The following is a 23542-nucleotide window of genomic DNA, read 5'->3' on the forward strand; positions in this document are numbered from 1 at the left end:
GGACGGTAATAAAAATGATGATGAAGCGTGTGGCATCACTCATTCTGCTTTTCATGCTGGCAGGATGCAGTGCGCCACAAGAATCACCAGTGCAAAAAGCCCAGCAGGGCAAAATGAGCCCGGAACGTTCACTGAATATGGAGTCACTCTGCAAGGACCAGGCCGCACGCCGCTATAACTCGGACGTGCAGAAAATCAACGTCACTGGGTTTGAGCGCTTTCAGGGCAGCTATGAGCTCAAGGGCTATACGGCGCGTAAAGAAGGCTTTGTCTGCTCGTTTGATGCGGACGGCCAGTTTTTACACCTCTCCATGCGCTAGCCTGCTCGCATAATCAACAGCCAGACGCCGGCAGCGCCCTGGCGTGAATGCTTATTTCCCAATTTTCCCTAAACAACCCCGTTTCGTACTGTATATCTTGCAGCCAGCGGGTATACTGGTCCCTTCCATTTAAAACCACACGTATCCAGCACGAAATACTATGCAAAAGTTTGATACCAAGACCTTCCAGGGCCTGATCCTGACCTTACAGGATTACTGGGCTCGTCAGGGCTGTACCATTGTTCAACCTTTGGACATGGAAGTCGGCGCCGGCACTTCACACCCGATGACCAGCCTGCGCGCGTTGGGGCCAGAGCCAATGGCGACCGCATATGTGCAGCCTTCCCGTCGTCCGACCGATGGTCGTTACGGTGAGAACCCGAACCGTCTGCAGCATTACTATCAGTTCCAGGTGGTGATTAAGCCATCACCCGACAACATTCAGGAACTGTACCTCGGGTCGCTGAAAGAGCTGGGTATGGATCCAACCATTCACGACATTCGTTTCGTGGAAGATAACTGGGAAAACCCAACGCTGGGTGCCTGGGGTCTGGGTTGGGAAGTGTGGCTGAACGGCATGGAAGTGACCCAGTTCACTTACTTCCAGCAGGTTGGCGGTCTGGAATGTAAGCCGATCACCGGTGAGATCACCTACGGTCTGGAACGTCTGGCGATGTACATTCAGGGCGTAGACAGCGTTTACGACCTGGTCTGGAGCGACGGCCCGCTGGGTAAAACCACCTACGGCGACGTGTTCCATCAGAACGAAGTGGAACAATCCACTTATAACTTCGAATACGCGGACGTGGACTTCCTGTTCACCTGCTTCGAGCAGTATGAGAAAGAAGCGCAGCAGCTGCTGGCGCTGGAGACTCCGCTGCCGCTGCCTGCCTACGAGCGTATTCTGAAGGCCGCCCACAGCTTCAACCTGCTGGACGCCCGCAAAGCGATCTCCGTGACTGAACGTCAGCGCTACATTCTGCGTATTCGTACCCTGACCAAAGCCGTTGCAGAAGCTTACTATGCGTCCCGTGAAGCCCTTGGCTTCCCGATGTGCAACCGAAACAAATAAGAGGCGGCCATGTCTGAGAAAACTTTCCTGGTGGAAATTGGCACCGAAGAGCTGCCACCAAAAGCCCTGCGCAGCCTGGCTGAATCTTTTGCTGCGAACGTGACTGCCGAGCTGGATAACGCTGGCCTGGCGCACGGTAAAATTGAGTGGTTTGCTGCTCCGCGTCGTCTGGCGCTGAAAGTGGCAAACCTGGCGGCGTCTCAGCCGGATCGCGAAGTCGAAAAACGTGGCCCGGCGATTGCCCAGGCGTTTGACGCGGAAGGCAAGCCGAGCAAAGCGGCGGAAGGCTGGGCACGCGGCTGCGGCATCACCGTCGATCAGGCCGAGCGTCTGACCACCGATAAAGGTGAGTGGCTGCTGTATCGTGCCCATGTGAAAGGCGAAAGCGCGGAAGCGCTGCTGCCGGACATGATTGCCACGTCTCTGGCGAAGCTGCCCATTCCTAAGCTGATGCGCTGGGGCGCGTCCGACGTGCACTTCGTGCGTCCGGTTCACACCGTGACCCTGCTGCTGGGCGACACCGTTATTCCGGCGACCATTTTGGGCGTGGCGTCCGATCGCGTGATTCGCGGCCACCGCTTTATGGGCGAGCCTGAGTTCACCATCGACAATGCCGACGAGTATCCGCAAATCCTGCTGGAGCGCGGCAAGGTCATTGCTGACTATGAACAGCGTAAAGCCAAAATCAAAGCGGACGCGGAAGACGCGGCGCGTAAGATTGGCGGTAAAGCCGATCTGAGCGACAGCCTGCTGGAAGAAGTGACCTCGCTGGTGGAATGGCCGGTTGTGCTGACCGCGAAGTTCGAAGAGAAATTCCTGGCCGTTCCGGCTGAAGCGCTGGTGTACACCATGAAGGGTGACCAGAAGTACTTCCCGGTCTATGCCAACGACGGCAAGCTGCTGCCAAACTTCATTTTCGTGGCGAACATCGAATCGAAAGATCCGAGCCAGATTATCTCCGGTAACGAGAAGGTCGTGCGCCCACGTCTGGCGGATGCCGAGTTCTTCTTCAACACCGACCGTAAAAAGCGTCTGGAAGATCATCTTCCACGCCTGCAGACCGTACTGTTCCAGCAGCAGCTGGGTACGCTGCGCGACAAGACCGACCGTATTGCGGAGCTGTCCGGCTGGATCGCTCGTGAAATCGGTGCCGACGTTAACCACGCGACCCGCGCAGGCCTGCTCTCCAAGTGTGACCTGATGACCAACATGGTGTTCGAATTTACCGACACCCAGGGCGTGATGGGCATGCACTACGCGCGTCACGATGGCGAAGCGGAAGACGTGGCGGTTGCCCTGAACGAGCAGTATCAGCCGCGCTTTGCGGGTGATGAACTGCCGTCCAACCCGGTAGCTTGTGCTGTCGCAATTGCCGATAAGATGGACACCCTGGCGGGTATCTTCGGTATCGGCCAGCATCCGAAAGGCGACAAAGACCCGTTTGCGCTGCGTCGTGCTGCGCTGGGCGTGCTGCGTATCATCGTTGAGAAGAACCTGAACCTGGATCTGCAGACCCTGACCGAAGAAGCGGTGCGTCTGTACGGCGACAAGCTGACCAACGCCAACGTTGTGGATGACGTGATCGACTTTATGCTCGGTCGTTTCCGCGCCTGGTATCAGGATGAAGGTTACACCGTCGACACCATTCAGGCGGTGCTGGCGCGTCGTCCGACCCGTCCGGCTGATTTCGATGCGCGTATGAAGGCGGTTTCCCACTTCCGTACGCTGGAAGCGGCATCTGCTCTGGCGGCGGCCAACAAGCGTGTCTCCAACATCCTGGCGAAGTCCGACGAGACGCTGAACGAGCGTGTGAACGCCGCGACGCTGAAAGAGCCGGAAGAGATCGCCCTGGCGATGCAGGTTGTGGTGCTGCGCGACAAGCTCGAGCCGGTCTTCGCGGAAGGTCGCTACCAGGAAGCGCTGGTGGAGCTGGCCGAGCTGCGTGACGTCATCGACGCCTTCTTCGAGAAAGTGATGGTAAACGTAGAAGATAAAGAGCTGCGTATTAACCGTCTCTCTATGCTCGAGAAACTGCGTGAGCTGTTCCTGCGCGTGGCGGATATTTCGCTGCTGCAGTAATGCGCCCGTTGTGACAAATGCTAAAAACCCGCTTCGGCGGGTTTTTTTATAGTGTGTTGCTGAAAATTTAACCTTGAAATGGTCAACCCATTACCGCTATCCTTACCCCCGTTAACTTTCTCGCGCTGGAGTGCCCCCCAAAAATGAACAAACACGACTGATGAATTTCGATCCTTGCTAAAACGCCACCGCGTCGGCAGGGGATGTTTTGATTTCATTCAGGAGTGCTTATGGCTCATTTTGCGCAGTCCCCTTCTTTTATTTTGCATCAGGTCACCTGTCAGTTTCCGACGGGCGATACCCTTTTTGGTCCGCTGAATCTCACGCTGGAACCCTCCCTGTGCGCGCTGGTTGGCCGCAACGGCAGCGGAAAAACGCGTCTGCTGCGCTTGCTGGCGGGGCTGGACGAACCGGCTACCGGTCATATTGAACGCTTTGGCTCGCATGCCTGGGTGGCGCAGCAGCATGTTATTTCTTCGCAGACGACGCTGGCTGAACTTCTCGGGTATGACGCGATTTTTGCGGCGCGTAAGCGCATTGACAGTGGTGATTATCAGCCTGACGATCTGGCGTTACTCGACGGCCACTGGGATATAGCCGAACGTCTGAGCGAAGCGTTTATCAATGCGACGCTCCCACCGTTTGAGCCTGATAAGCCCGCCATAGAACTCAGCGGCGGCGAGCGCATCCGCGCCCTGCTGTGCGGGGCGTTTACGGCGGGCGCGGACTTTCTTCTGCTGGACGAACCGACTAACCATCTGGATCGACAAGGCCGGGCGTGGTTCTACGACCAGTTGAGTCGGTATCAGGGCGGCGTGCTGGTGGCCTCGCATGACCGCGAACTTCTGGAGCAGGTGCCGCGTATTCTTGAGCTGAGCGCCTCGGGTCTGCGCAGCTACGGCGGAAATTATGCGGATTATCAAGCCCAGCGCGATGCCGAACAGCAGGCTGCCCGCGCGGCGCTGGAACATGCGGCAACCGAGCGCAAACGCACCCGCGCGCGCATGCAAAAAGAGCATGATGACAGCCAGCGGCGGTCGGCAAAGACGTTACGCACCGTCGATACCCTGAATATCGCATCGTTCGAGCGGGTCAAATATAAAGGCGCGGCAAAGGAGCGGATTGGCACCTGGAAAAAACAGCACAGCGAGCAAAATGAAGCGCTGAACGCCGCGGTTAGCAGGGCGCGTGAGCGCGTTGAAGACGATAACCCGGTGATGTTCACCCTGCGGGGGAGTCAGGTCCCGGAGGGCAAACAGGTACTGGTGCTGGAGGATCTGGTGCTGGCGCATGTGCCTGTTCCACCGATAGCCTGGCGTATGGACGGACCGATGCGCGTGGCGTTAAAGGGACCGAACGGCTGCGGGAAATCGACGCTGTTAAAAACCATTCTGGGCGAGGTTGCCCCCCGTTCGGGCGGCTGTAAGGTATCCGTCAGCTGCGCTTATCTCGACCAGCATCTCTCCCGTCTCGATCTCTCGCAGTCGGTCATGACGCATCTCAATTTGAGTCATACTCCTCTGGAAGAGGGGGTATTGCGAACCCGTTTAGCGCAGCTTCAACTGGGGGCTGACAAAGTGATGCTCCCATTGGCGGCGCTCAGCGGCGGTGAGCGTCTTAAGGCTGCCCTGGCCTGCGTGCTGTGGCGCGCGGAAGCCACGCAGCTTCTGCTGCTGGATGAACCGACCAACCATCTGGATCTGGCTTCAGTCCAGGCCATTGAAGCGGCGCTGGCCGGTTTCCCTGGGGCACTGCTGGTGGTATCACACGATGAGGCGTTTTTAAGCGGCTTAACGTTAACGCATGAGCTGGTGTGGGAAGAGGCGGGGTGGCGTTGTGATAGCCTGTAAAACACAAGCCCCCGCAAAGGCGGGGGCATTCAATCTTCACTACGCGATCTGCTTGCTGAGTGCAGGGTTGGCCTGAATCAGGCGCATCAGCCGTAACTCGGTTGGGGTGGGTTTCTCACGTTTTGACTCCCACTCCTGCACCATAGCCACGCTGACACCCATCGCTCTGGCGAATTCTTCGGTTTTCAGTCCTGTCCCTTTGCGCAATTGCTCATATTCTGTAAAGGGATTGGATTTTTGTTGCAGGGTAATCGTCTGCGGTACATCTTTAAAAATGATCTGTTCCAGGCTGCTCAGCAGCTCAAACTCAGGATCTTTATATTCCATTGAGGACTCCTCTTAAATCTCACATCGTGATCAAGAACATCAGAGAGCCAGTTAAGAATAGTCCCTAATACCAACCCAGGATCGTCACGGGTGTGATTAATCGTGCGGTAACGATCGCTGTATCCGATTCAGCAATATGGAGAGTTATGCTAATTCCCTGATTAGTCATATGTCGGCTTCGCCAGGTATTTTTTTGTAAATGGTAAGAAATAAATCGGCAATAGCCGTTTTGCATGAAAAGAGTATCTTGCAAGGCTGACCTGGACTATCCTTGTCAGCGTCGGGCACGCGTGTGCCGGTGTGCGCTTTTTTGGGTGAAAGGAGTAATAAAATGGCGACAGGAAAGTCCTGCTCTCGCTGGTTTGCGCCTATTGCGGCGTTGTTGATGGTTGTTAGCCTGAGTGGGTGTTTTGATAAAGAAGGCGATCAGCGCAAAGCGTTTATCGATTTTCTGCAGAATACAGTGATGCGCAGCGGCGAGCGGTTGCCAACGCTGACTGCGGATCAGAAAAAACAGTTTGGCCCCTTTGTGTCCGATTACGCCATTCTTTATGGTTATTCACAGCAGGTGAGCCAGGCGATGGATTCCGGTATCCGCCCGGTAGTGGATAGCGTGAACGCCATCCGCGTTCCACAGGATTACATGACGCAGCGTGAACCATTGCGCCAGTCCAACGGTGCGCTTGGCGTGCTGAGCCAGCAGCTGCAGAATGCGAAAATGCAGGCTGACGCGTCACGTTCTGCGCTGAAGCAGGGCGACGATCTCAAACCGGTCTTCGACAAAGTGTATGAGAAAGTGGTGACCAAACCGTCAGAAGCACTGCAACCGTTGATTCCGGCCGCGCAAATCTTCACGCAGCAGCTGGTCCAGGTGGGTGACTTTATCGCCCAGCAGAATACGCAGGTAAGCTTTGTTGCCAACGGTATTCAGTTCCCGACCTCCCAGCAGGCAAGCCAGTACAATACGCTGATTGGGCCGCTGGCCTCTCAGCATCAGGCCTTCAGCCAGGCCTGGAGTGCCGCAGTCGCTGCCACAGAATAAACCAAAAAAACCCCGCTTCTGGCGGGGTTTTTTTATGCGTTGCGAAAATAACGCTTGTCATTCCTCTACCACATCGGTATAACTATTCCCGTCGGTTTGTTACACAGACCTAAAGCAGTTTAGTAAAGCAGTCCAGATTGTTATCCATAGATACCCTTCGTAGTGACCCTTCCTTCATCGCTTAAAAATCTGTAACGCAATCCATCAAGCCGGAAGGCACAATATATTTGTTAATAAGGTAATTTCTATGTCTGCTAAAATGACTGGTCTGGTAAAATGGTTCAACGCTGATAAAGGTTTCGGCTTCATCACTCCTGACGATGGCTCTAAAGACGTGTTCGTACACTTCTCTGCTATCCAGAACGATGGCTACAAATCTCTGGACGAAGGTCAGAAAGTGTCCTTCACCATCGAAAGCGGCGCTAAAGGCCCAGCAGCTGGTAACGTTGTAAGCCTGTAAGCTTCCAACCCAGTAGCAAAGAATTTAAAAACCCGCCTTCTGGCGGGTTTTTTCGTTTCTACCGTTGCACCTGCGGGTTCACGCAGTTTCTCTCCACCTTTCCGCTAAGGGCGGCAATAAGGTTATCGACCGCGGTGGCCGCCATGTTGTAGCGCGTCTCATGGGTGGCTGAGCCGATGTGGGGCAGGGCAACCACGTTAGGCATTGTCAGCAGCGGGGAGTCCACCGGCAGCGGCTCCTGCTCAAACACGTCCAGACCTGCTGCATGGATCTCACCGTTTTTCAGAGCCTCAATCAGCGCCTTCTCATCCACCACCGGGCCACGACCCGCGTTGATGAAAATGGCGGACGCCTTCATTTTTTCAAACGCCTCTTTACCGATCAGATGACGGGTTTCATCCGTCAGCGGCAGCACCAGGCAGACAAAATCGGCTTCCTGCAGCAGGGCATCCAGCTCGCAGTAACGGGCGTTGAAGCGTTCTTCGGCTTCACTGTGATGGCGACGCGCGTTATACAGAATCGGCATGTTAAAACCAAAATGGGCGCGCTGCGCCAGCGCCAGCCCGATACGCCCCATACCGACAATGCCCAGCGTTTTGCCGTGAACATCCACGCCGAACCAGTCCGGACCAATGCTTTTTGTCCATTCGCCCGCTTTGACGCGCTCAGCCACTTCCACCACGCGACGGGCCGTGGTGAGCATGAGCGCCATCAGCGTATCGGCCACGGTTTCCGTCAGAGCATGCGGGGTATGCATCAGCAGGATTTTGCGGGCGTTAAGCGCATCCACGTCGAAGTTGTCGTAACCCACGGAAACGGTTGAGGTAGCACGAAGCTTCGGCATTTTCTCCAGCAGGGCGACATCTACTTTTTCGCTTGAACCCAGCAGGCCTTCCGCGCTCGCGAACGCGTCGGCATGCTGTGCCACGGTTTCCGGGCGCAGGTTCTTCACCTGCGTGACGGTGAAGTGCTCTTCAAGGCGTTTCTGCAGATCTTCCGGCAGGGTTTTATACAAAATGACGGACGGCTTCATGCTAATCTCCGTTGATTTTTTAAGGATTCAGGCGTGGCGAGCGCCGACAGGGTGTTGTTGATTATTAGCAGGCTTAACAATCAGAGTAAGCCATACCGAGGCGAAAAGCGCCACCCCCATAAAGATGTACGATGCGGATGGGCTGCCGGTGGCACCGTTCAGGTAACCGACGAACCAGGAGCCGCAGAACGAACCCAGTGCACCCATACTGTTAATCAGCGCCATCGCACCCCCCGCCACGTTACGCGGCAGCATCTCGGGGATGATGGCAAAGAACGGTCCGTAAGGGGCGTACATGGCCGCACCGGCAACCACCAGCAGCGTATAAGAGACCCAGAAGTGGTTTGCGCCCACGGCCCAGGAGCCAATAAAGGCGAAGGCAGCAATCAGCAGCAGCGGCCAGACAAAGAGCTTGCGGTTCTGCAGCTTGTCCGACGCCCAGGAAACGATAATCATCGCGATGGTTGCCGCCAGATACGGTACGGATGACAGCCAGCCTACTTCGACCATACCGAGGTTTTCACCGCCGCTGCGGATAATGGACGGCAGCCACAGCACAAAGCCGTACACACCAATGCTCCAGGTAAAGTACTGCGCGCAGAGCAGGATCACGTTACGCGAGCGGAAGGCTTCACCATAGTTACGCACCGCCTTCAGACCTTGCTGTTCTTTGTCCAGCTGCGCCTGCAGCGCTGCTTTTTCATCTTCGGAAAGCCACTTCGCCTGGGCAGGTTTATCTTTCACCAGCACCCACCAGCAGAAGGCCCAGATAATTGCCGGTACCCCTTCAATGATAAACATCTCGCGCCAGCCGAAGGCCTGGATCAGGTAGCCGGACACCACCGACATCCACAGTACCGTGACCGGGTTACCGAGGATCAGGAAGGTATTCGAGCGCGAGCGCTCAGATTTGGTAAACCAGTTGCTGATGTAGATCAGCATCGCGGGCATAACCGCCGCCTCAACGACGCCGAGGATAAAGCGAATGGCGGCCAGGGCAGGAATATTGTTCACCATGCCGGTCAGCGACGCGCAGGCGCCCCAAAGGATCAGACAGATGAAGATCAGCTTACGCACGCTGCGGCGTTCCGCATAGATCGCGCCGGGGATCTGGAAGAAGAAGTAGCCCAGGAAGAAAAGGGCACCCAGCAGGGAGGAGATCCCTTTGGTGATCCCGAGGTCCTCGGTGATCCCTGCGGCGGACGCGAAGCTGAAGTTGGCACGGTCAAGGTACGCCAGGCTGTACGTGATAAACACGATTGGCATGATGTACCACCAGCGTTTTACTGCATTGGTCGAACTGTTCATAGGCTTGCCTCTGTTGTTGAGGTTGTTACCGCCGTTGTCTGTAGGGTACACGGTGGCTTAATTATCTGGTGCGGCTTGCTGCCTCACCCTGGCCCTCTCCCACAGGGAGAGGGAATTTAAACGCCGAGCTGTGCTCGTGTTGGTAATCCTTCGCTGTCGCCCTGCACCTGAATGGCCAGCGAGCCAATCTTGTTGCCTCGCGCGACGGCCTGCGGCAGCGTTTTACCTTCCAGCAGGGCGCTAATCACGCCCACGGCAAAGCCGTCACCTGCGCCGACGGTGTCGACGACGTTCTCGACCTTCACTGCCGCGACCGCGCCCTGCTCGCCGTTGGCCGTTTTAAACCACGCGCCATCGGCACCGGTCTTCAGCACCACCGCTTTTACCCCTTTATTCAGGTAGAAGTCGGCGATGCCTTCCGGCGTGCTTTCGCCGGTCAGAATCATCCCTTCTTTCAGGCCTGGCAGAACCCAGTCCGCCCGGAACGCCAGACGGTTCAGTTTCTCCACCATTTCCGCTTCGCTTTTCCACAGCACCGGACGCAGGTTGGGGTCGAACGATAGGGTTTTCCCCTGGGCTTTCATGGTGGTCGCGGCATGATCCAGCAGCTCATACGAGCTGGCAGAGAGTGCCGCGGCTACGCCGCTCAGGTGCAGATGGCGTGCGGAGGCAAAGTAATCGGCGTGGTAATCCGCGACAGAAAGGTGGCTTGCAGCCGAGCCTTTGCGGAAATACTCCACGATGGGATCGGTTCCATTTTCGACCTTGGATTTAAGCTGAAAGCCGGTAGGGAAGCGTCCGTCGAGGGTGACCCCTGCAGCATCAATCCCCTCTTTTTTCAGCGAATCGAGAACGAAATGGCCAAAGCTGTCATCCCCCACGCGGCTGACCCAGCCCACGTTCAGGCCGAGACGCGCCAGGCCGGTCGCGACGTTGAGCTCAGCGCCTGCGACGCGTTTGATAAAGTGCTCCACCGCACTCAGCTCGCCCGTTTCGGTGGCGACAAACATGGCCATGGCCTCGCCGATCGTGATGATATCCAGCGTCTTGTGCATGGTTTACTCCTCGCGTAGCAGGTTGACGTAATGGCGGGTAACGGCGGTTAAATCCGCCCCTTCCAGCGGGAACTCGATACCGCGCGGGGCATCGGCAGGCAGCTGGCCGAGCAGATCCAGCCAGCGCGCATCGGCGTGGTCCGGTGCGACGGCGCGGAAGTTATCTTTATGCGGCACGGCGGCCTTCACGTGGATATAGCTCACGGCAGGGGCCAGGTGACGCGCGGCCTCTTCAGGGGAGTCGCCCACCCACAGCCAGTTTCCCATATCAAAGGTCAGCGTGACGGGGAGCGCCATTTCCCGACAGGCGGCCTGGAAGCGCTGCATGGGCGCGAGCTGTCCGCAGTCGGTCTGATCGTTCTCCACGACCAGCGCCATGCCGCTGGTATTCAGCAGCGTACGCAGAGCGTCCAGAGGCTGCGCGTCGCGGAAATGGCCGAGGGAAACCTTCAGCCAAAGTGCGTTCAGGGTGTTGGCTTCAGAAAGATAGCGGGGCAGGTCCGGGTTGAGGGTGCCGTCGGGCATAAACAGGGCGGCGGGTGCGGAGTAGCACGCCAGCAGACCCAGCAGCTCAATGGATTCGCCCAGCGCGGGCAGCGCCAGCAGCTCTTTGCTGTTGAACAGTTCCCGGCGAATCTCCACGCCGTCTGCCCCCGCGCCAGCAATAACGGGAAGCATCGCCCGTTGACCGCCCGCCTGTCGCACCTGTTCCGCACCGTACGCGGCGGTGACCACCATAATTTTCCTGCCCATCTTCGGACTCCATCGCAACATATCAATACTATTACGCTAGATGGAACCGGTTCCAAAGAAAAGGTCAGGATGTTGAATTTATGATCGCTATCACAAGGGAAATTTAACGCGCGGTGGAGCCACGAACGATCAGCTCGCCGGAGAAGACCTGCTCGCGAACGGCATCGCTGGTGCCTTCAATACGACGAACGACTTGTTCAACAGCAGCATAGCCAATCTGCCAGGTGGGCTGTTTGAGGGTAGTAATGCCGACGCCAGCCAGCTCCGCCCACTCCAGTTCATCAAACCCCAGCAGACCGATGTCGCTGCCCCAGTGCAGGCCAATGCGCTTGAGCGAGCGGGCGACCTGCAGCGTCAGCGCCCCGTTGGCGGAGATAACCGCTTTGCGCATCCCACGATGGCGCGTATGGAACTGACGCAGGGTGTTGTCGAGCTGCCCGGCTTCGTGAAGCGGCGTTTCGGCATTTTCGGCGATCACGCCGGGATAACGCTCCAGCGTGGCGCGAAATGCGCTCAGGCGTTCACGTCGGGTGTTGACCATCCCCAGCGGTTCACTCAGAAACAGAATGGCCTCGAAGCCCTGTTCAATCAGATGTTCGGTGGCGGTCGTGGCGGCCTGGATGTTATCCAGCCCGACCACGTCGCAGGCAAATTCCGGGATTTTACGGTCGATGAGGACCATGGGCAGGGAGGATTGCTGCAGGCGATTTAAGCCTTCTTCACGCATGCCTACCGCGTTGACCACAATCCCTTCCACCTGATAGCTGCGCAGCAGGTCGAGATAATGCAGCTCCTGGTCGACTTCGTTGTTGGTATTACAGACCAGCGGCGTAAAGCCTTTCTCGCGACAGGCGGCTTCGATACCGCTGAGCACGTTCACGGAGTAGGGGTTGGTGATATCGGCGATGATCAGCCCGATAAGGCGGGTGCGGCCGCGTTTGAGCCCGCGCGCCATGAGGCTGGGACGGTAGTCGAGATCGGCAATGGCCTGTTCAATACGCGCCAGCAACGCATCGGATAGCAGGTGTTTCTCGCCGTTAAGGTAGCGCGAAATGCTGGTTTTACCGGTTTTGGCGGCTTTCGCCACGTCGCTGATGGTGGCCCGGGCTGGTTTGCTCATCACTGATTTCCCTGAATTTAGTGAGAATACCTTAGCGGGAAAATCGGACGAATCAAGTAATTTGCCCGGTGGCGCTGCGCTTACCGGAGGTTGCGGTCTGATACCCTCACCCCAACCCTCTCCCACGGGAGAGGGCGCAAACACTAAAAACGGCAACGGGGTTGCCGTTTTGCTTTTACCTACTGAATTGGGCTTAACGTAATCTCTACGCGGCGGTTCTGCGCTTTGCCTTCCGCCGTGCTGTTGCTGGCGATAGGGTTGGCAGGGCCCATGCCGCTGGTGCGGATGCGGTTTGCTTCAACGCCCTGGGTAATCAGCGAGCTGGCCACGGAATCGGCGCGCTGCTGGGACAGACGCATGTTCAGATCCTGGCTGCCGGTGCTGTCGGTGTAGCCAATCACGTTCACGGCGGTCTTGTTGTACTCTTTCAGCACCATCGCCACGCCGGTAAGGGTGTTCGCACCCGCGGGTTTCAGCGTTGCGCTGCTGCTGTCGAAGGTGACGTTGTTCGGCATGTTCAGGATGATGTTATCGCCGCTGCGCGTCACGCTCACGCCGGTTCCCTTCATTTTGTCGCGCAGCTTTGCTTCCTGCACGTCCATGTAATAACCGACGCCGCCGCCCAGGGCCGCGCCCGCCGCTGCGCCAATCAGCGCGCCTTTGCCGCGGTCTTTCTTGGAGGAGGAGAGCGCCCCAACGCCTGCGCCGACCAGCGAGCCGATACCCGCGCCAATGCCGGATTTACCCGCTTCGCGCTCACCGGTGTAAGGGTTGGTTGTGCAGCCAGAAACAGCCAGTGCACCGCTCACCAGAGCGGCAATAACGAGTACGCGTTTTTTCATCTTCTTTCCTTAATCCTTTTTATTCTTTGCCACGGCGAACGTGGCAGTTGATTATGACGTCCAGATACGGAGAAAATTCCGGGTATAACTCTGAAATTTGTGACAAACCATAAACGGTCTCAGCAAGAAGGCCGTAAAACCTGCACGCAACCAGGAGCGCACGCTTGAGCACCTCAACGAAAACCATTCTGACCGCCGCCCACTGGGGGCCAATGCTGGTCGAAACCGATGGCGAAAATGTTCTGTCGTCTCGCGGAGCATTGCCAACACAACATCCCAACTCTTTACAGACCGTCGTTCGCGATCAGGTGCACAGCAAAACACGCGTGCGCTGGCCGATGGTGCGTAAAGGTTTTCTCGCCTCACCTGACAAGCCGCAGGGCATTCGCGGTCAGGATGAGTTTGTTCGCGTGAGCTGGGATGACGCGCTGGGGCTGATCCACACCCAGCACAAGCGCATTCGCGACAGTTACGGTCCGTCGTCCATTTTCGCCGGGTCCTACGGCTGGCGCTCTAACGGGGTGCTGCACAAGGCATCGACGCTGCTGCAGCGCTATATGAGCCTGGCGGGCGGCTATACCGGTCATCTGGGGGATTACTCCACCGGTGCGGCGCAGGCGATCATGCCGTACGTCGTGGGCGGGAACGAGGTGTACCAGCAGCAGACCAGCTGGCCGCTGGTGCTGGAACATACCGACGTGGTGGTGCTGTGGAGCGCTAACCCTCTTAACACGCTGAAAATTGCCTGGAATGCCAGCGACGAGCAGGGCATTGGCTATTTCGACGCGCTGCGCAAAAGCGGCAAGCGCATCATCTGCATTGACCCGATGCGCTCTGAAACCCTGGATTTCTTCGGCGACAGCGCCGAGTGGATTGCCCCGCATATGGGCACCGACGTGGCGATGATGCTGGGTATCGCTCATACCCTGGTGGAAAACGTCTGGCACGATGTCGAATTCCTGACGCGCTGTACCACCGGCTTCGATAAATTCGCCGACTATCTGACGGGTAAAACGGATGATGTAGCCAAAACGGCAGAGTGGGCGGCTGACATTTGCGGTGTTTCTGCGGATAAACTCCGCGAACTGGCGGCGTTATTCCATAAAAACACCACGATGTTGATGTCCGGCTGGGGGATGCAGCGCCAGCAGTTTGGCGAGCAAAAACACTGGATGCTGGTGACCCTCGCCGCGATGCTGGGGCAGATCGGTACGCCGGGCGGCGGTTTTGGTCTCTCCTATCACTTTGCCAATGGCGGTAACCCCACGCGTAAAGCGGCGGTGCTGGCGTCTCTGCAAGGTTCGGTGCAGGGGGGCGTGGACGCCGTGGATAAAATCCCGGTGGCGCGTATTGTTGAAGCCCTGGAAAATCCGGGCGGTTTTTATCAGCACAATGGTCTCGACCGCCACTTCCCGGATATTAAATTTGTCTGGTGGGCGGGCGGGTCGAACTTCACGCACCATCAGGATACCAACCGCCTGATCCGCGCCTGGCAGAAGCCGGAGCTGGTGGTGATCTCCGAGTGCTTCTGGACCGCCTCGGCGAAACACGCCGATATCGTCCTCCCGGCGACCACCTCGTTTGAGCGTAACGATCTCACCATGACCGGCGACTACAGCAACCAGCATATGGTCCCGATGAAGCGCGTGGTGGCCCCGCGCGATGAGGCGCGTGATGATTTCGACGTGTTTGCTGAACTGAGCGAGCGGTGGGAAGCGGGCGGTCGCGAGCGTTTTACCGAAGGAAAAACCGATCTCGAATGGCTGGAAACCTTCTACCAGATTGCCGGACAGCGCGGCGCGGCGCAGGGCGTGACGCTCCCGCCATTTACTGAGTTCTGGGAGGCGAACCAGATCGTCGAAATGCCGGAGAGCGAACAGAACGCGAAGTTTGTTCGTTTTGCCGATTTCCGTCGCGATCCGGAGAACCACCCGCTGAAAACCGAGAGCGGTAAGATCGTGATCTACAGCGAGCGCATCGCCAGCTTTGGCTATGCTGACTGCCCGCCGCATCCCACGTGGCTCGAGCCGGACGAATGGCACGGCAACGCCCGGCCGGATCAGTTGCAGGTGTTATCTGCCCATCCCGCGCACCGTCTGCACAGCCAGCTTAACTATACCTCCCTGCGCGAGCAGTATGCGGTCGCCGGGCGAGAGCCCATCACGCTGAATACCCTCGACGCGAAAGCGCGCGGGATTGCGGACGGCGACGTGGTGCGCGTCTGGAACGCGCGTGGACAGGTGCTGGCAGGGGCGGTGGTGAGCGACGGGATTAAGCCGGGCGTGATCTGCATTCATCAGGGCGCATGGCCTGACCTTGAGCTCGCCGAAGGCGGTATCTGTAAAAACGGGGCGGTTAACGTGCTGACCAAAGATCTCCCCAGCTCGAAGCTGGGGAATGGTTGCGCAGGGAACACGGCGCTGGCCTGGGTCGAGAAATATGAGGGTCCCGAGCTTACCTTAACGGCGTTTGATCCGCCTGCCAGCTCATGATCCACGTCGGGTGTTGGGTGTCATCCTGCCAGGCGCTGTCTTCAATGCGAAAGCCCTGAGCATGGTAGAAATTCACCGCCCGGACATTTTTCTGATACACCTCCAGGGTTAAGTGCGGGAAGCGCTGTTGAACATGTTTCAGCAGCGCGCGCCCGATGCCTTTCCCGATGCATGACGGCGCCACAAACAGGGCGCCGACAAACTGAGACTGCATCACGCTGATAAATCCGCAAGGTTCGCCGTCCTGCTCCCAGACCCAGGTTTCAGCGGACGGCAGATAAACGTCCCGCACCATGGCCTCATTCTCTTTCCAGTAATTCGGCGCGATGAACGGATGCGCTTCCGTGGTGCTTTCCAGCCACAGGCTCAGCAGCGGCGCGGTATTTTCATTTTGCCATTTGCGGATCATGATGGCCTCCCGGATGACAGAAGCAGCCGGTAACGTGGTCGTTGACCAGGCCACAGGCCTGCATAAAGGCGTAGCAGATGGTGGAGCCGACAAACTTAAAGCCGCGTTTTTTCAGGGCCTTCGAGAGCGCATCCGAGGCCGGAGTGGCGGCCGGAATTTCCGCGAGCGTGGTCGCCTCCGTGACTTGCGGATCGTTATTCACAAACGTCCAGACAAAATCTGAAAATGATTCGCCGTTTTGTTCCATCGCCAGATAAGCGCGTGCATTACCGATGATGGCCTGGATCTTGCCGCGATGGCGGATGATGCCGGCATCCTGCACCAGTCGCTCGACGTCCTCATCGGTCATCGCGGCGACGGCGACGGGGTCGAACTGGTGGAAAGCGCTGCGGTAATTTTCGCGTTTTTTCAGTACCGTAATCCATGATAACCCCGCCTGCTGGCCCTCCAGGCAGATCATCTCAAAGAGCTTTTTGCCATCCCTTTCCGGCACGCCCCATTCCCGATCGTGATAGTCGATATAAAGCTGATCCTGGCTTACCCAACCGCAACGTTCCATCCGTCATCTCCCTTATTGATACTGATTTCGCAAAAATTTCGTTCTGACTGGCTTGACGTGTTTACTATAAAGACAATAGTTAATACAGGGCCATATGCTCTCTAAGCTCTTCCTGAATAACGACAAATATCGCCGAATTCGGCTCTCTCTGGGGTCGCGTTGAAGATGATAAAAAAAATCAGTGGTCGCCATGCTGTGTCTGGTCTGGTGGGGATTTCAGCCTGCCTGTTTTTTTGTAATACAGCGTCTGCCTGGCAACAGGAATATATCGTTTCAGACGCCCAAAATAATACGGCGGAACGCTATACATGGGACGCGGATCACCAACCGCGCTATGAGGATATTCTCGCGGAGCGTATTCAGTCTTCGCAAAATGCGCCGGGTCTTGCTCTGAATATACCGTCTGGCAGCACGACAGAGGGGGCGATGAGCGTAGGCTGGAATTTTCCCGTTTCAGCGCGAATTACCACCGGCCCGGTGGTGGCGTGGCGGTACGACGGCACGGCTCCCATGATGATCAACGAGTTTGGTGATAGCGCGTCGACACAGTCAGTTACGGACCCGCTCTGGCATGCCAGCGTCAGCACGCTGGGGTGGCGCGTTAACACCCAGTACGGCGATCTCCGGCCCTGGGCGCAGATCAGCTATAACCAACAGTTTGGTGAAAACCAGTGGAAATCGCAGTTTGGTATGCCGCAAACGCCAGCTCCTGCCCAAAACGGCAGCTGGATGGATGTCACCGTGGGAACGGATATTCCCTTTAATACGCACATGGCGGCCTATGCCTCGCTGGCTCAGGGGGAGCATACCACCACCGGTGAAGAGTTTTTATACACCCTCGGCGTCAGCGCCAATTTCTAGAATTGTTACTTTTTTAAACGTTACGATAACATCTCGAATACAATAACCACGGGCTTTACAGCGATAGCAGATACTAACACGCTGTCGCTTTATTCCCGTGCCAGGTCATTCATTCCCGATTCCAGGCATTTCATTCCGTTCCGCCTGCATTTCATGCCGTTTTACCCCAGGCATATTGAGGTTTTGTTTATCGTTGTCTTCAGCGAATTCCCTCAATTTATCTTGCAGGACAACTGCCATGAACACATCAACCTATAACCGCACGCGCTGGCTCACGCTCTTTGGTACCATCGTCACTCAGTTTGCGCTGGGATCGGTCTATACCTGGAGCCTGTTTAACAGTGCGCTTTCTGACAAACTCGGCGCACCGGTCAGCCAGGTCGCGTTCTCCTTTGGTTTGCTGAGCCTGGGTCTGGCGATTTCATCTTCCGTCGCGGGCAAGCTGCAGGAGCGTTTTGGCGTGAAGCGCGTGACCATGGCGTCCGGCATCCTGCTGGGGCTGGGCTTTTTCCTGACCGCGCATTCCAGCAACCTGATGATGCTCTGGCTGAGTGCGGGCGTGCTGGTGGGACTGGCGGACGGCGCGGGCTATCTGCTGACGCTGTCAAACTGCGTGAAGTGGTTCCCGGAACGTAAAGGCTTAATCTCCGCGTTTGCCATTGGTTCTTATGGTTTGGGCAGCCTCGGGTTCAAATTTATCGACGCCCATCTGCTGGCGTCCGTCGGTCTCGAAAAAACCTTTATGATCTGGGGCGCAATCGTGCTGGTGATGATTCTGTTCGGCGCCACGCTGATGAAGGATGCGCCGCAGCAGGAAGTGAAATCCGTGAATGGCGTGGTGGAGAATGATTTCACCCTCGCGCAGTCCATGCGTAAACCGCAGTACTGGATGCTGGCGGTGATGTTCCTGACGGCCTGCATGAGCGGCCTGTATGTCATCGGCGTGGCGAAAGATATCGCGCAGGGGATGGTGAAACTGGATGCAGCCACGGCAGCCAACGCGGTGACCGTCATCTCCATTGCTAACCTCTCCGGTCGTCTGGTCCTCGGTATTCTGTCCGACAAAATCGCCCGCATCCGCGTGATTACGATTGGGCAGGTGGTCTCGCTGGTCGGTATGGCGGCGCTGCTATTCGCTCCGCTGAATGAAGCCACCTTCTTCGCGGCAATTGCCTGCGTGGCCTTTAACTTCGGCGGCACCATTACCGTCTTCCCGTCACTGGTGAGCGAGTTCTTTGGCCTGAACAATCTGGCGAAAAACTACGGCGTGATCTATCTGGGCTTCGGGCTCGGCAGTATCTGCGGCTCGCTGATTGCTTCCCTGTTCGGCGGGTTCTACGTAACCTTCTGCGTGATATTTGCCTTGCTGATTATCTCCCTGGCGCTGTCAACCACGATTCGCCAGCCGCAACGTGAAGTTTTTAAAGAAGTTCATGCATAATCGCGACGAGAAAGGCCGGTAATCCGGCCTTTTTATTTTCTTAAACTGGAAATAAAGCGATACGGTCTGTTTTAGGATTTGCTTTTTTGTAAATAACTGTACTGATCACACTCTCTGCTGCCACTTTTCCGCTTCCCTGTGGTCTACTTACCACGCCTGTAGACGTTTCATTGAACGATCCCCTGAGCGTATGTCTAATCTGCCCACTTTTTGATTGAGGTGGGCGGCGGTATTGTCCCTTTTTCCGGGTAGCTTGCATGAAATACATTAAATCGATGGCGCAACAAAAGCTCTGCTTTTTGCTGGCGTTGTACATCGGCCTGTTTATGAACGGCGCAGTTTTTTTCCGTCGGTTTGACGGTTACGCGCATGATTTTACCGTCTGGAAAGGAATTGCAGCGGTTGTCGAATTGGTCGCTGCGGTACTGGTCACCTTCTTTTTATTCCGTATTCTTACCCTGTTTGGCCGTCGCGTGTGGCGAGTGCTGGCAACGTTTATCGTGCTGTGCTCGGCGGGTGCCAGCTATTACATGACTTTTATGAACGTGGTGATTGGCTACGGCATTATTGCCTCGGTGATGACCACGGATATCGACCTCTCTAAAGAGGTTGTAGGGCTCCACTTTATCCTCTGGCTGGTGGCCGTCAGCGCCTTGCCGCTGCTGCTCATCTGGAGCAACCGCTGCCGCTATACCCTTGTTCACCAGATCCGCACGCCAGGAAAGCGATTCAGAAGCGTCGCCGTGGTGCTGCTGGCGGGCCTGATGGTCTGGGGGCCGATTCGTCTGCTGGAGGTGAAGCAGAAGAATGATGAGCGTACCTCCGGCGTGGATATGCCGAGCTACGGTGGCGTGGTTGCCAACTCGTATTTACCGTCTAACTGGATCTCCGCGCTGGGGCTGTATGCGTGGGCGCAGGTGGATGAGTCCTCGGATAATAAGTCGCTGATAAACCCGGCGAAGAAGTTTACCTATGTGGCGCCAAAGGATATCGACGATACCTACGTCGTCTTTATTATCGGAGAGACCACACGCTGGGATCATATGGGCATTCTCGGCTATAACCGTGATACCACGCCTAAACTGGCGCAGGAAAAGAACCTGATTGCCTATCGTGGCTATTCCTGTGATACCGCCACCAAGCTTTCCCTGCGCTGCATGTTTGTACGCGAGGGCGGGGCGAGCGATAACCCGCAGCGTACGCTAAAAGAGCAAAACGTCTTCTCGGTGCTGCATCAGCTTGGGTTTACCTCCGACCTCTATGCGATGCAGAGTGAGATGTGGTTCTACAGCAACACCATGGCGCAAAACATCTCCTACCGCGAGCAGATTGGCGCGGAGGCGCGCAACCGTGGCAAACCTGTCGATGACATGTTGCTGATTGATGAGATGAAACTCTCACTCAACGGGAACCCTGATGGTAAGCATATGATCATCCTTCATACCAAAGGGTCGCACTTTAACTACACGCAGCGCTACCCGCGCAGCTTTGCCAAATGGACGCCGGAGTGCGTCGGAGTGGATAAAGACTGCACCAAAGCCCAGTTGATTAACTCTTATGACAACTCCGTGATGTATGTGGATCACTTTATTGATTCGGTGATTGACCAGGTTCGCGATAAGAAGGCTATTGTCTTCTATGCGGCGGACCACGGTGAATCTATCAATGAGTTCGAGCATCTGCACGGTACACCACGCAAGATGGCGCCGCCCGAGCAGTTCCGCGTGCCAATGATGGTGTGGATGTCCGATAAGTATCTGGAAGACCCGGAGAAAGCGAAGATGTTTGCCCATCTGAAGAAAGAGGCGGAAATGAAGGTGCCGCGTCGTCACGTTGAGCTGTACGACACCATTATGGGTTGTCTCGGCTACACCTCACCGAACGGTGGGATTAACGAAAACAACAACTGGTGTAAACTCCCTGATAACAGCGCAAAAGCCGCGCAGTAGCTGCTCTGGCGAGAATATCGCCAGTTGAATGGCTTTTTGAAAATAAGGGATTGACGGGGGCGCACCTCAGCAGTAAGATGCGCTCCGCATTCGGCGAGTAGCGCAGCTTGGTAGCGCAACTGGTTTGGGACCAGTGGGTCGGAGGTTCGAATCCTCTCTCGCCGACCACATTCTGAAAAGGGCTAACCGTAAGGTTAGCCCTTTTTGCATTATGGCCTTAGCTCTTCAGAGTAATCAAAACGTCCCTTACGCCCGCTTCTCCCTGCCTGTTAACGATTTTGTGACATAATCCATTGTATTTTTTTATATATAGATTGATCTTTTTTCGCGTTGCTTATGGATAACCTCAGCATTTTTCGCTGTGCGTTTTAACGTTCGCGGTATTTAGTGCTCAGATAATCACCATTCTGCAAGAAAATTTACCCATTCTGAATAAAAGTTAATCACTGATTGTTGCGAAATATGAAGATAGTTGTGCTGCAACATGGCGAGTAGCATAAATTTCCCTGCTGAAAACTGACGCTCATGGTTTTTTTAATCTTTGTTTGCGGTTTCTCACACTCAGCGTAAATCCCCGTCACCTGTATTGACGTTTTCACATTCTGTTGACAGATTGTAGGGCATGAGGGGCATTTCAGGGACGATCTGCGCTGCAACTCAAACGCTCTTCTGAAAGGATTCTCCATCCCTTTAACGCCTTCGGGCACCTCCGACCGGACCGGGTAAAAAATAAATAAAGGTCTGGCGGCGTAACACAACAAAGCAAAACATCACATTGGAGCAGAATAATGAGTATTTCCTTGAAGAAGTCAGGGATGCTGAAGCTTGGTCTGAGCCTGGTGGCTATGACCGTGGCAGCAAGCGTACAGGCAAAAACCCTGGTTTACTGTTCTGAAGGCTCGCCGGAAGGCTTTAACCCACAGCTCTTTACCTCTGGTACGACTTACGACGCAAGCTCTGTACCGATCTATAACCGTCTGGTTGAATTCAAAACCGGCACCACGGAAGTGATTCCGGGTCTGGCCGAGAAGTGGGACGTCAGCGAAGACGGTAAAACCTACACCTTCCACCTGCGCAAGGGCGTGAAGTGGCAGGACAGCAAAGAATTCAAACCAACGCGCGACTTTAACGCCGACGACGTTGTGTTCTCCTTCGACCGTCAGAAAAACGCTCAGAACCCGTACCACAAAGTCTCTGGCGGCAGCTATGAATACTTCGAAGGGATGGGTCTGCCGGATCTGATCTCTGAAGTGAAAAAAGTGGACGATAATACCGTTCAGTTCGTGCTGACACGTCCGGAAGCACCGTTCCTGGCTGACCTGGCCATGGACTTCGCCTCAATTCTCTCCAAAGAGTACGCGGACAATATGCTGAAAGCCGGTACGCCGGAAAAAGTCGACCTGAACCCAATCGGTACCGGTCCATTCCAGCTGCTGCAGTACCAGAAAGACTCCCGTATTCTGTATAAAGCATTCGAAGGCTACTGGGGCACCAAGCCGAAGATTGATCGTCTGGTCTTCTCCATTACGCCTGATGCGTCAGTGCGTTATGCAAAACTGCAGAAAAACGAATGCCAGGTGATGCCATACCCGAACCCGGCTGACATCGCCCGCATGAAGCAGGATAAGAACATCAACCTGCTGGAGCAGGCTGGCCTGAACGTGGGCTATCTCTCCTTCAACACCGAGAAGAAACCGTTTGATGACGTGAAAGTGCGTCAGGCGCTGACCTACGCGGTGAACAAAGAAGCGATCATCAAGGCGGTTTACCAGGGCGCTGGCGTTGCAGCCAAAAACCTGATCCCACCAACCATGTGGGGCTATAACGACGACGTTAAAGATTACTCCTACGATCCTGAGAAAGCGAAAGCGCTGCTGAAAGAAGCGGGCCAGGATAAAGGCTTCACCGTTGAGCTGTGGGCGATGCCGGTACAGCGTCCGTACAACCCGAACGCACGCCGTATGGCAGAAATGGTTCAGGCTGACTGGGCGAAGATTGGCGTACAGGCCAAGATTGTGACCTACGAGTGGGGCGAGTACCTGAAGCGCGCCAAAGCGGGTGAGCACCAGGCAGTGATGATGGGCTGGACCGGTGACAACGGGGATCCGGACAACTTCTTCGCTACCCTGTTCAGCTGTGCTGCAGCGAAAGACGGTTCTAACTACTCTCGCTGGTGCTACAAGCCGTTTGAAGACCTGATCCAGCCGGCGCGTGCGACCGACGATCACAACAAACGTATTGAACTGTACAAGCAGGCGCAGGTTGTTATGCACGATCAGGCTCCGGCGCTGATTGTTGCTCACTCCACCGTGTACGAGCCAGTGCGTAAAGAAGTGAAAGGCTACGTGGTTGATCCACTGGGCAAACACCACTTCGAAAACGTATCGGTTGAATAATTAAAAGCAACGCCAGGCGGCGCTGCGCTTGCACTGGCCTACGGTATGTAGGCCGGGTAAGCGTAGCGCCACCCGGCAGCAGTGCTTAATTCTCTCTCTGAAAGGAGAGGGGATAAGATTTGTGAGCAATACAGACGTCACGCCACTGGTCGTGCGTCATCAGAGAGAATCCGG

21 protein-coding genes and 1 tRNA gene are annotated in these 23542 nt (G+C 56.0%); 12 read left to right on the forward strand and 10 right to left on the reverse strand.

Annotated elements, in window-relative coordinates; translation table 11 throughout:
* Positions 1–14: 14 nt before the first annotated feature.
* From C6A40_RS21310 to C6A40_RS21325, 4 genes are all read left to right on the forward strand, one after another.
* The gene (locus tag C6A40_RS21310; RefSeq protein ID WP_008502752.1) at positions 15–320 is read left to right on the forward strand and encodes a YsaB family lipoprotein; all 306 of its coding nucleotides are present in this window, start codon (positions 15–17) and stop codon (positions 318–320) included.
* 160 nt (positions 321–480) lie between these two features.
* Positions 481–1392 carry a glycine--tRNA ligase subunit alpha gene (glyQ, locus tag C6A40_RS21315; RefSeq protein ID WP_003860141.1) on the forward strand — a complete coding sequence of 304 codons (912 nt, stop codon included), beginning with the start codon at positions 481–483 and terminating at the stop codon, positions 1390–1392.
* A 9-nt stretch (positions 1393–1401) separates the two neighbouring features.
* A complete protein-coding gene (gene glyS / locus C6A40_RS21320; RefSeq protein ID WP_045337095.1) occupies positions 1402–3471 on the forward strand; it encodes a glycine--tRNA ligase subunit beta in 2070 nt (689 codons plus the stop codon).
* Between the two features lie 230 nt (positions 3472–3701).
* Positions 3702–5321, forward strand: coding sequence for an ABC-F family ATP-binding cassette domain-containing protein (locus tag C6A40_RS21325; protein ID WP_045337093.1), 1620 nt, complete (start codon positions 3702–3704; stop codon positions 5319–5321).
* 39 nt (positions 5322–5360) lie between these two features.
* Here the strand turns inward: C6A40_RS21325 and C6A40_RS21330 are convergent, their stop codons facing one another.
* Positions 5361–5648 carry an HTH-type transcriptional regulator gene (locus C6A40_RS21330; protein WP_008502755.1) on the reverse strand — a complete coding sequence of 96 codons (288 nt, stop codon included), beginning with the start codon at positions 5646–5648 and terminating at the stop codon, positions 5361–5363.
* Between the two features lie 331 nt (positions 5649–5979).
* Here C6A40_RS21330 and C6A40_RS21335 point away from each other — a divergent pair, with 331 nt between their 5' ends.
* Both C6A40_RS21335 and cspE read left to right on the forward strand, forming a co-directional pair.
* Entirely contained in the window at positions 5980–6690 is a 711-nt protein-coding gene (locus C6A40_RS21335; protein ID WP_008502756.1) for a DUF3053 domain-containing protein, read from the forward strand.
* A gap of 247 nt (positions 6691–6937) precedes the next feature.
* Positions 6938–7150 (forward strand): transcription antiterminator/RNA stability regulator CspE, encoded by a 213-nt coding sequence (gene cspE / locus C6A40_RS21340; protein WP_003860775.1) that lies wholly within the window; start codon positions 6938–6940, stop codon positions 7148–7150.
* A gap of 58 nt (positions 7151–7208) precedes the next feature.
* Here cspE and ghrB read toward each other — a convergent pair whose 3' ends face one another.
* From ghrB to C6A40_RS21370, 6 genes are all read right to left on the reverse strand, one after another.
* On the reverse strand, positions 7209–8183 hold the full coding sequence (gene ghrB, locus C6A40_RS21345) for a glyoxylate/hydroxypyruvate reductase GhrB (protein ID WP_023345234.1): 975 nt from the start codon (positions 8181–8183) through the stop codon (positions 7209–7211).
* A gap of 27 nt (positions 8184–8210) precedes the next feature.
* The gene (locus C6A40_RS21350; RefSeq protein WP_114191390.1) at positions 8211–9491 is read right to left on the reverse strand and encodes an MFS transporter; all 1281 of its coding nucleotides are present in this window, start codon (positions 9489–9491) and stop codon (positions 8211–8213) included.
* A gap of 116 nt (positions 9492–9607) precedes the next feature.
* The gene (locus C6A40_RS21355) at positions 9608–10546 is read right to left on the reverse strand and encodes a sugar kinase (protein WP_045337091.1); all 939 of its coding nucleotides are present in this window, start codon (positions 10544–10546) and stop codon (positions 9608–9610) included.
* Positions 10547–10549: 3 nt separating this feature from the next.
* Positions 10550–11299 carry a sugar phosphate isomerase/epimerase family protein gene (locus tag C6A40_RS21360; RefSeq protein WP_045337089.1) on the reverse strand — a complete coding sequence of 250 codons (750 nt, stop codon included), beginning with the start codon at positions 11297–11299 and terminating at the stop codon, positions 10550–10552.
* A gap of 103 nt (positions 11300–11402) precedes the next feature.
* Entirely contained in the window at positions 11403–12419 is a 1017-nt protein-coding gene (locus C6A40_RS21365) for a LacI family DNA-binding transcriptional regulator (protein WP_023345235.1), read from the reverse strand.
* A 179-nt stretch (positions 12420–12598) separates the two neighbouring features.
* The gene (locus tag C6A40_RS21370; protein WP_008502762.1) at positions 12599–13261 is read right to left on the reverse strand and encodes an OmpA family lipoprotein; all 663 of its coding nucleotides are present in this window, start codon (positions 13259–13261) and stop codon (positions 12599–12601) included.
* Positions 13262–13473: 212 nt separating this feature from the next.
* On the opposite strand from C6A40_RS21370, the gene C6A40_RS21375 reads away from it, so the two are divergent.
* On the forward strand, positions 13474–15753 hold the full coding sequence (locus tag C6A40_RS21375) for a molybdopterin guanine dinucleotide-containing S/N-oxide reductase (RefSeq protein ID WP_239991062.1): 2280 nt from the start codon (positions 13474–13476) through the stop codon (positions 15751–15753).
* Here the strand turns inward: C6A40_RS21375 and C6A40_RS21380 are convergent.
* Both C6A40_RS21380 and tag read right to left on the reverse strand, forming a co-directional pair.
* Positions 15716–16162: an N-acetyltransferase gene (locus C6A40_RS21380; protein WP_023345237.1), complete on the reverse strand. Its 447-nt coding sequence runs from the start codon at positions 16160–16162 to the stop codon at positions 15716–15718. The two genes, C6A40_RS21375 and C6A40_RS21380, sit on opposite strands and share 38 nt — an antisense overlap.
* On the reverse strand, positions 16140–16721 hold the full coding sequence (gene tag / locus C6A40_RS21385) for a DNA-3-methyladenine glycosylase I (RefSeq protein WP_008502765.1): 582 nt from the start codon (positions 16719–16721) through the stop codon (positions 16140–16142). Before tag ends, C6A40_RS21380 begins: the two co-directional genes overlap by 23 nt.
* 165 nt (positions 16722–16886) lie before the next feature.
* On the opposite strand from tag, the gene C6A40_RS21390 reads away from it, so the two are divergent.
* Positions 16887–17582, forward strand: a complete 696-nt coding sequence (locus C6A40_RS21390) for an autotransporter domain-containing protein (RefSeq protein WP_021242477.1) — start codon at positions 16887–16889, stop codon at positions 17580–17582.
* Between the two features lie 105 nt (positions 17583–17687).
* Here C6A40_RS21390 and C6A40_RS25510 read toward each other — a convergent pair whose 3' ends face one another.
* Complete coding sequence (locus C6A40_RS25510) at positions 17688–17822, reverse strand: hypothetical protein (RefSeq protein WP_021242478.1); 135 nt, start codon at positions 17820–17822, stop codon at positions 17688–17690.
* Between C6A40_RS25510 and C6A40_RS21395 the strand changes: the two genes are divergently transcribed.
* The 4 genes from C6A40_RS21395 to dppA all read left to right on the forward strand — a co-directional run bounded on the left by C6A40_RS21395 (position 17821) and on the right by dppA (position 23368).
* On the forward strand, positions 17821–19023 hold the full coding sequence (locus C6A40_RS21395) for an L-lactate MFS transporter (RefSeq protein ID WP_045337087.1): 1203 nt from the start codon (positions 17821–17823) through the stop codon (positions 19021–19023). The two genes, C6A40_RS25510 and C6A40_RS21395, sit on opposite strands and share 2 nt — an antisense overlap.
* A gap of 257 nt (positions 19024–19280) precedes the next feature.
* Entirely contained in the window at positions 19281–20972 is a 1692-nt protein-coding gene (eptB, locus tag C6A40_RS21400) for a kdo(2)-lipid A phosphoethanolamine 7''-transferase (RefSeq protein WP_008502768.1), read from the forward strand.
* Positions 20973–21063: 91 nt separating this feature from the next.
* Positions 21064–21140: transfer RNA gene (locus C6A40_RS21405), tRNA-Pro, on the forward strand.
* Between the two features lie 620 nt (positions 21141–21760).
* Positions 21761–23368, forward strand: a complete 1608-nt coding sequence (gene dppA, locus C6A40_RS21415) for a dipeptide ABC transporter periplasmic-binding protein DppA (RefSeq protein WP_008502769.1) — start codon at positions 21761–21763, stop codon at positions 23366–23368.
* Positions 23369–23542: the final 174 nt, after the last annotated feature.

Origin of the sequence: Enterobacter sp. GER_MD16_1505_Eko_090, assembly GCF_003331015.1 — a bacterium.
Taxonomy (GTDB): domain Bacteria; phylum Pseudomonadota; class Gammaproteobacteria; order Enterobacterales; family Enterobacteriaceae; genus Enterobacter; species Enterobacter roggenkampii.

Excerpts from the sequence above, each read along its gene's own strand:
- C6A40_RS21310 (WP_008502752.1), top strand. The coding sequence starts at position 15 with ATGATGATGAAGCGTGTGGCATCACTCATTCTGCTTTTCATGCTGGCA.
- glyQ (WP_003860141.1), top strand. The coding sequence starts at position 481 with ATGCAAAAGTTTGATACCAAGACCTTCCAGGGCCTGATCCTGACCTTA.
- glyS (WP_045337095.1), top strand. The coding sequence starts at position 1,402 with ATGTCTGAGAAAACTTTCCTGGTGGAAATTGGCACCGAAGAGCTGCCA.
- C6A40_RS21325 (WP_045337093.1), top strand. The coding sequence starts at position 3,702 with ATGGCTCATTTTGCGCAGTCCCCTTCTTTTATTTTGCATCAGGTCACC.
- C6A40_RS21330 (WP_008502755.1), bottom strand. The coding sequence starts at position 5,648 with ATGGAATATAAAGATCCTGAGTTTGAGCTGCTGAGCAGCCTGGAACAG.
- C6A40_RS21335 (WP_008502756.1), top strand. The coding sequence starts at position 5,980 with ATGGCGACAGGAAAGTCCTGCTCTCGCTGGTTTGCGCCTATTGCGGCG.
- cspE (WP_003860775.1), top strand. The coding sequence starts at position 6,938 with ATGTCTGCTAAAATGACTGGTCTGGTAAAATGGTTCAACGCTGATAAA.
- ghrB (WP_023345234.1), bottom strand. The coding sequence starts at position 8,183 with ATGAAGCCGTCCGTCATTTTGTATAAAACCCTGCCGGAAGATCTGCAG.
- C6A40_RS21350 (WP_114191390.1), bottom strand. The coding sequence starts at position 9,491 with ATGAACAGTTCGACCAATGCAGTAAAACGCTGGTGGTACATCATGCCA.
- C6A40_RS21355 (WP_045337091.1), bottom strand. The coding sequence starts at position 10,546 with ATGCACAAGACGCTGGATATCATCACGATCGGCGAGGCCATGGCCATG.
- C6A40_RS21360 (WP_045337089.1), bottom strand. The coding sequence starts at position 11,299 with ATGGGCAGGAAAATTATGGTGGTCACCGCCGCGTACGGTGCGGAACAG.
- C6A40_RS21365 (WP_023345235.1), bottom strand. The coding sequence starts at position 12,419 with ATGAGCAAACCAGCCCGGGCCACCATCAGCGACGTGGCGAAAGCCGCC.
- C6A40_RS21370 (WP_008502762.1), bottom strand. The coding sequence starts at position 13,261 with ATGAAAAAACGCGTACTCGTTATTGCCGCTCTGGTGAGCGGTGCACTG.
- C6A40_RS21375 (WP_239991062.1), top strand. The coding sequence starts at position 13,474 with ATGCTGGTCGAAACCGATGGCGAAAATGTTCTGTCGTCTCGCGGAGCA.
- C6A40_RS21380 (WP_023345237.1), bottom strand. The coding sequence starts at position 16,162 with ATGATCCGCAAATGGCAAAATGAAAATACCGCGCCGCTGCTGAGCCTG.
- tag (WP_008502765.1), bottom strand. The coding sequence starts at position 16,721 with ATGGAACGTTGCGGTTGGGTAAGCCAGGATCAGCTTTATATCGACTAT.
- C6A40_RS21390 (WP_021242477.1), top strand. The coding sequence starts at position 16,887 with ATGATAAAAAAAATCAGTGGTCGCCATGCTGTGTCTGGTCTGGTGGGG.
- C6A40_RS21395 (WP_045337087.1), top strand. The coding sequence starts at position 17,821 with ATGAACACATCAACCTATAACCGCACGCGCTGGCTCACGCTCTTTGGT.
- C6A40_RS25510 (WP_021242478.1), bottom strand. The coding sequence starts at position 17,822 with ATGGCAGTTGTCCTGCAAGATAAATTGAGGGAATTCGCTGAAGACAAC.
- eptB (WP_008502768.1), top strand. The coding sequence starts at position 19,281 with ATGAAATACATTAAATCGATGGCGCAACAAAAGCTCTGCTTTTTGCTG.
- dppA (WP_008502769.1), top strand. The coding sequence starts at position 21,761 with ATGAGTATTTCCTTGAAGAAGTCAGGGATGCTGAAGCTTGGTCTGAGC.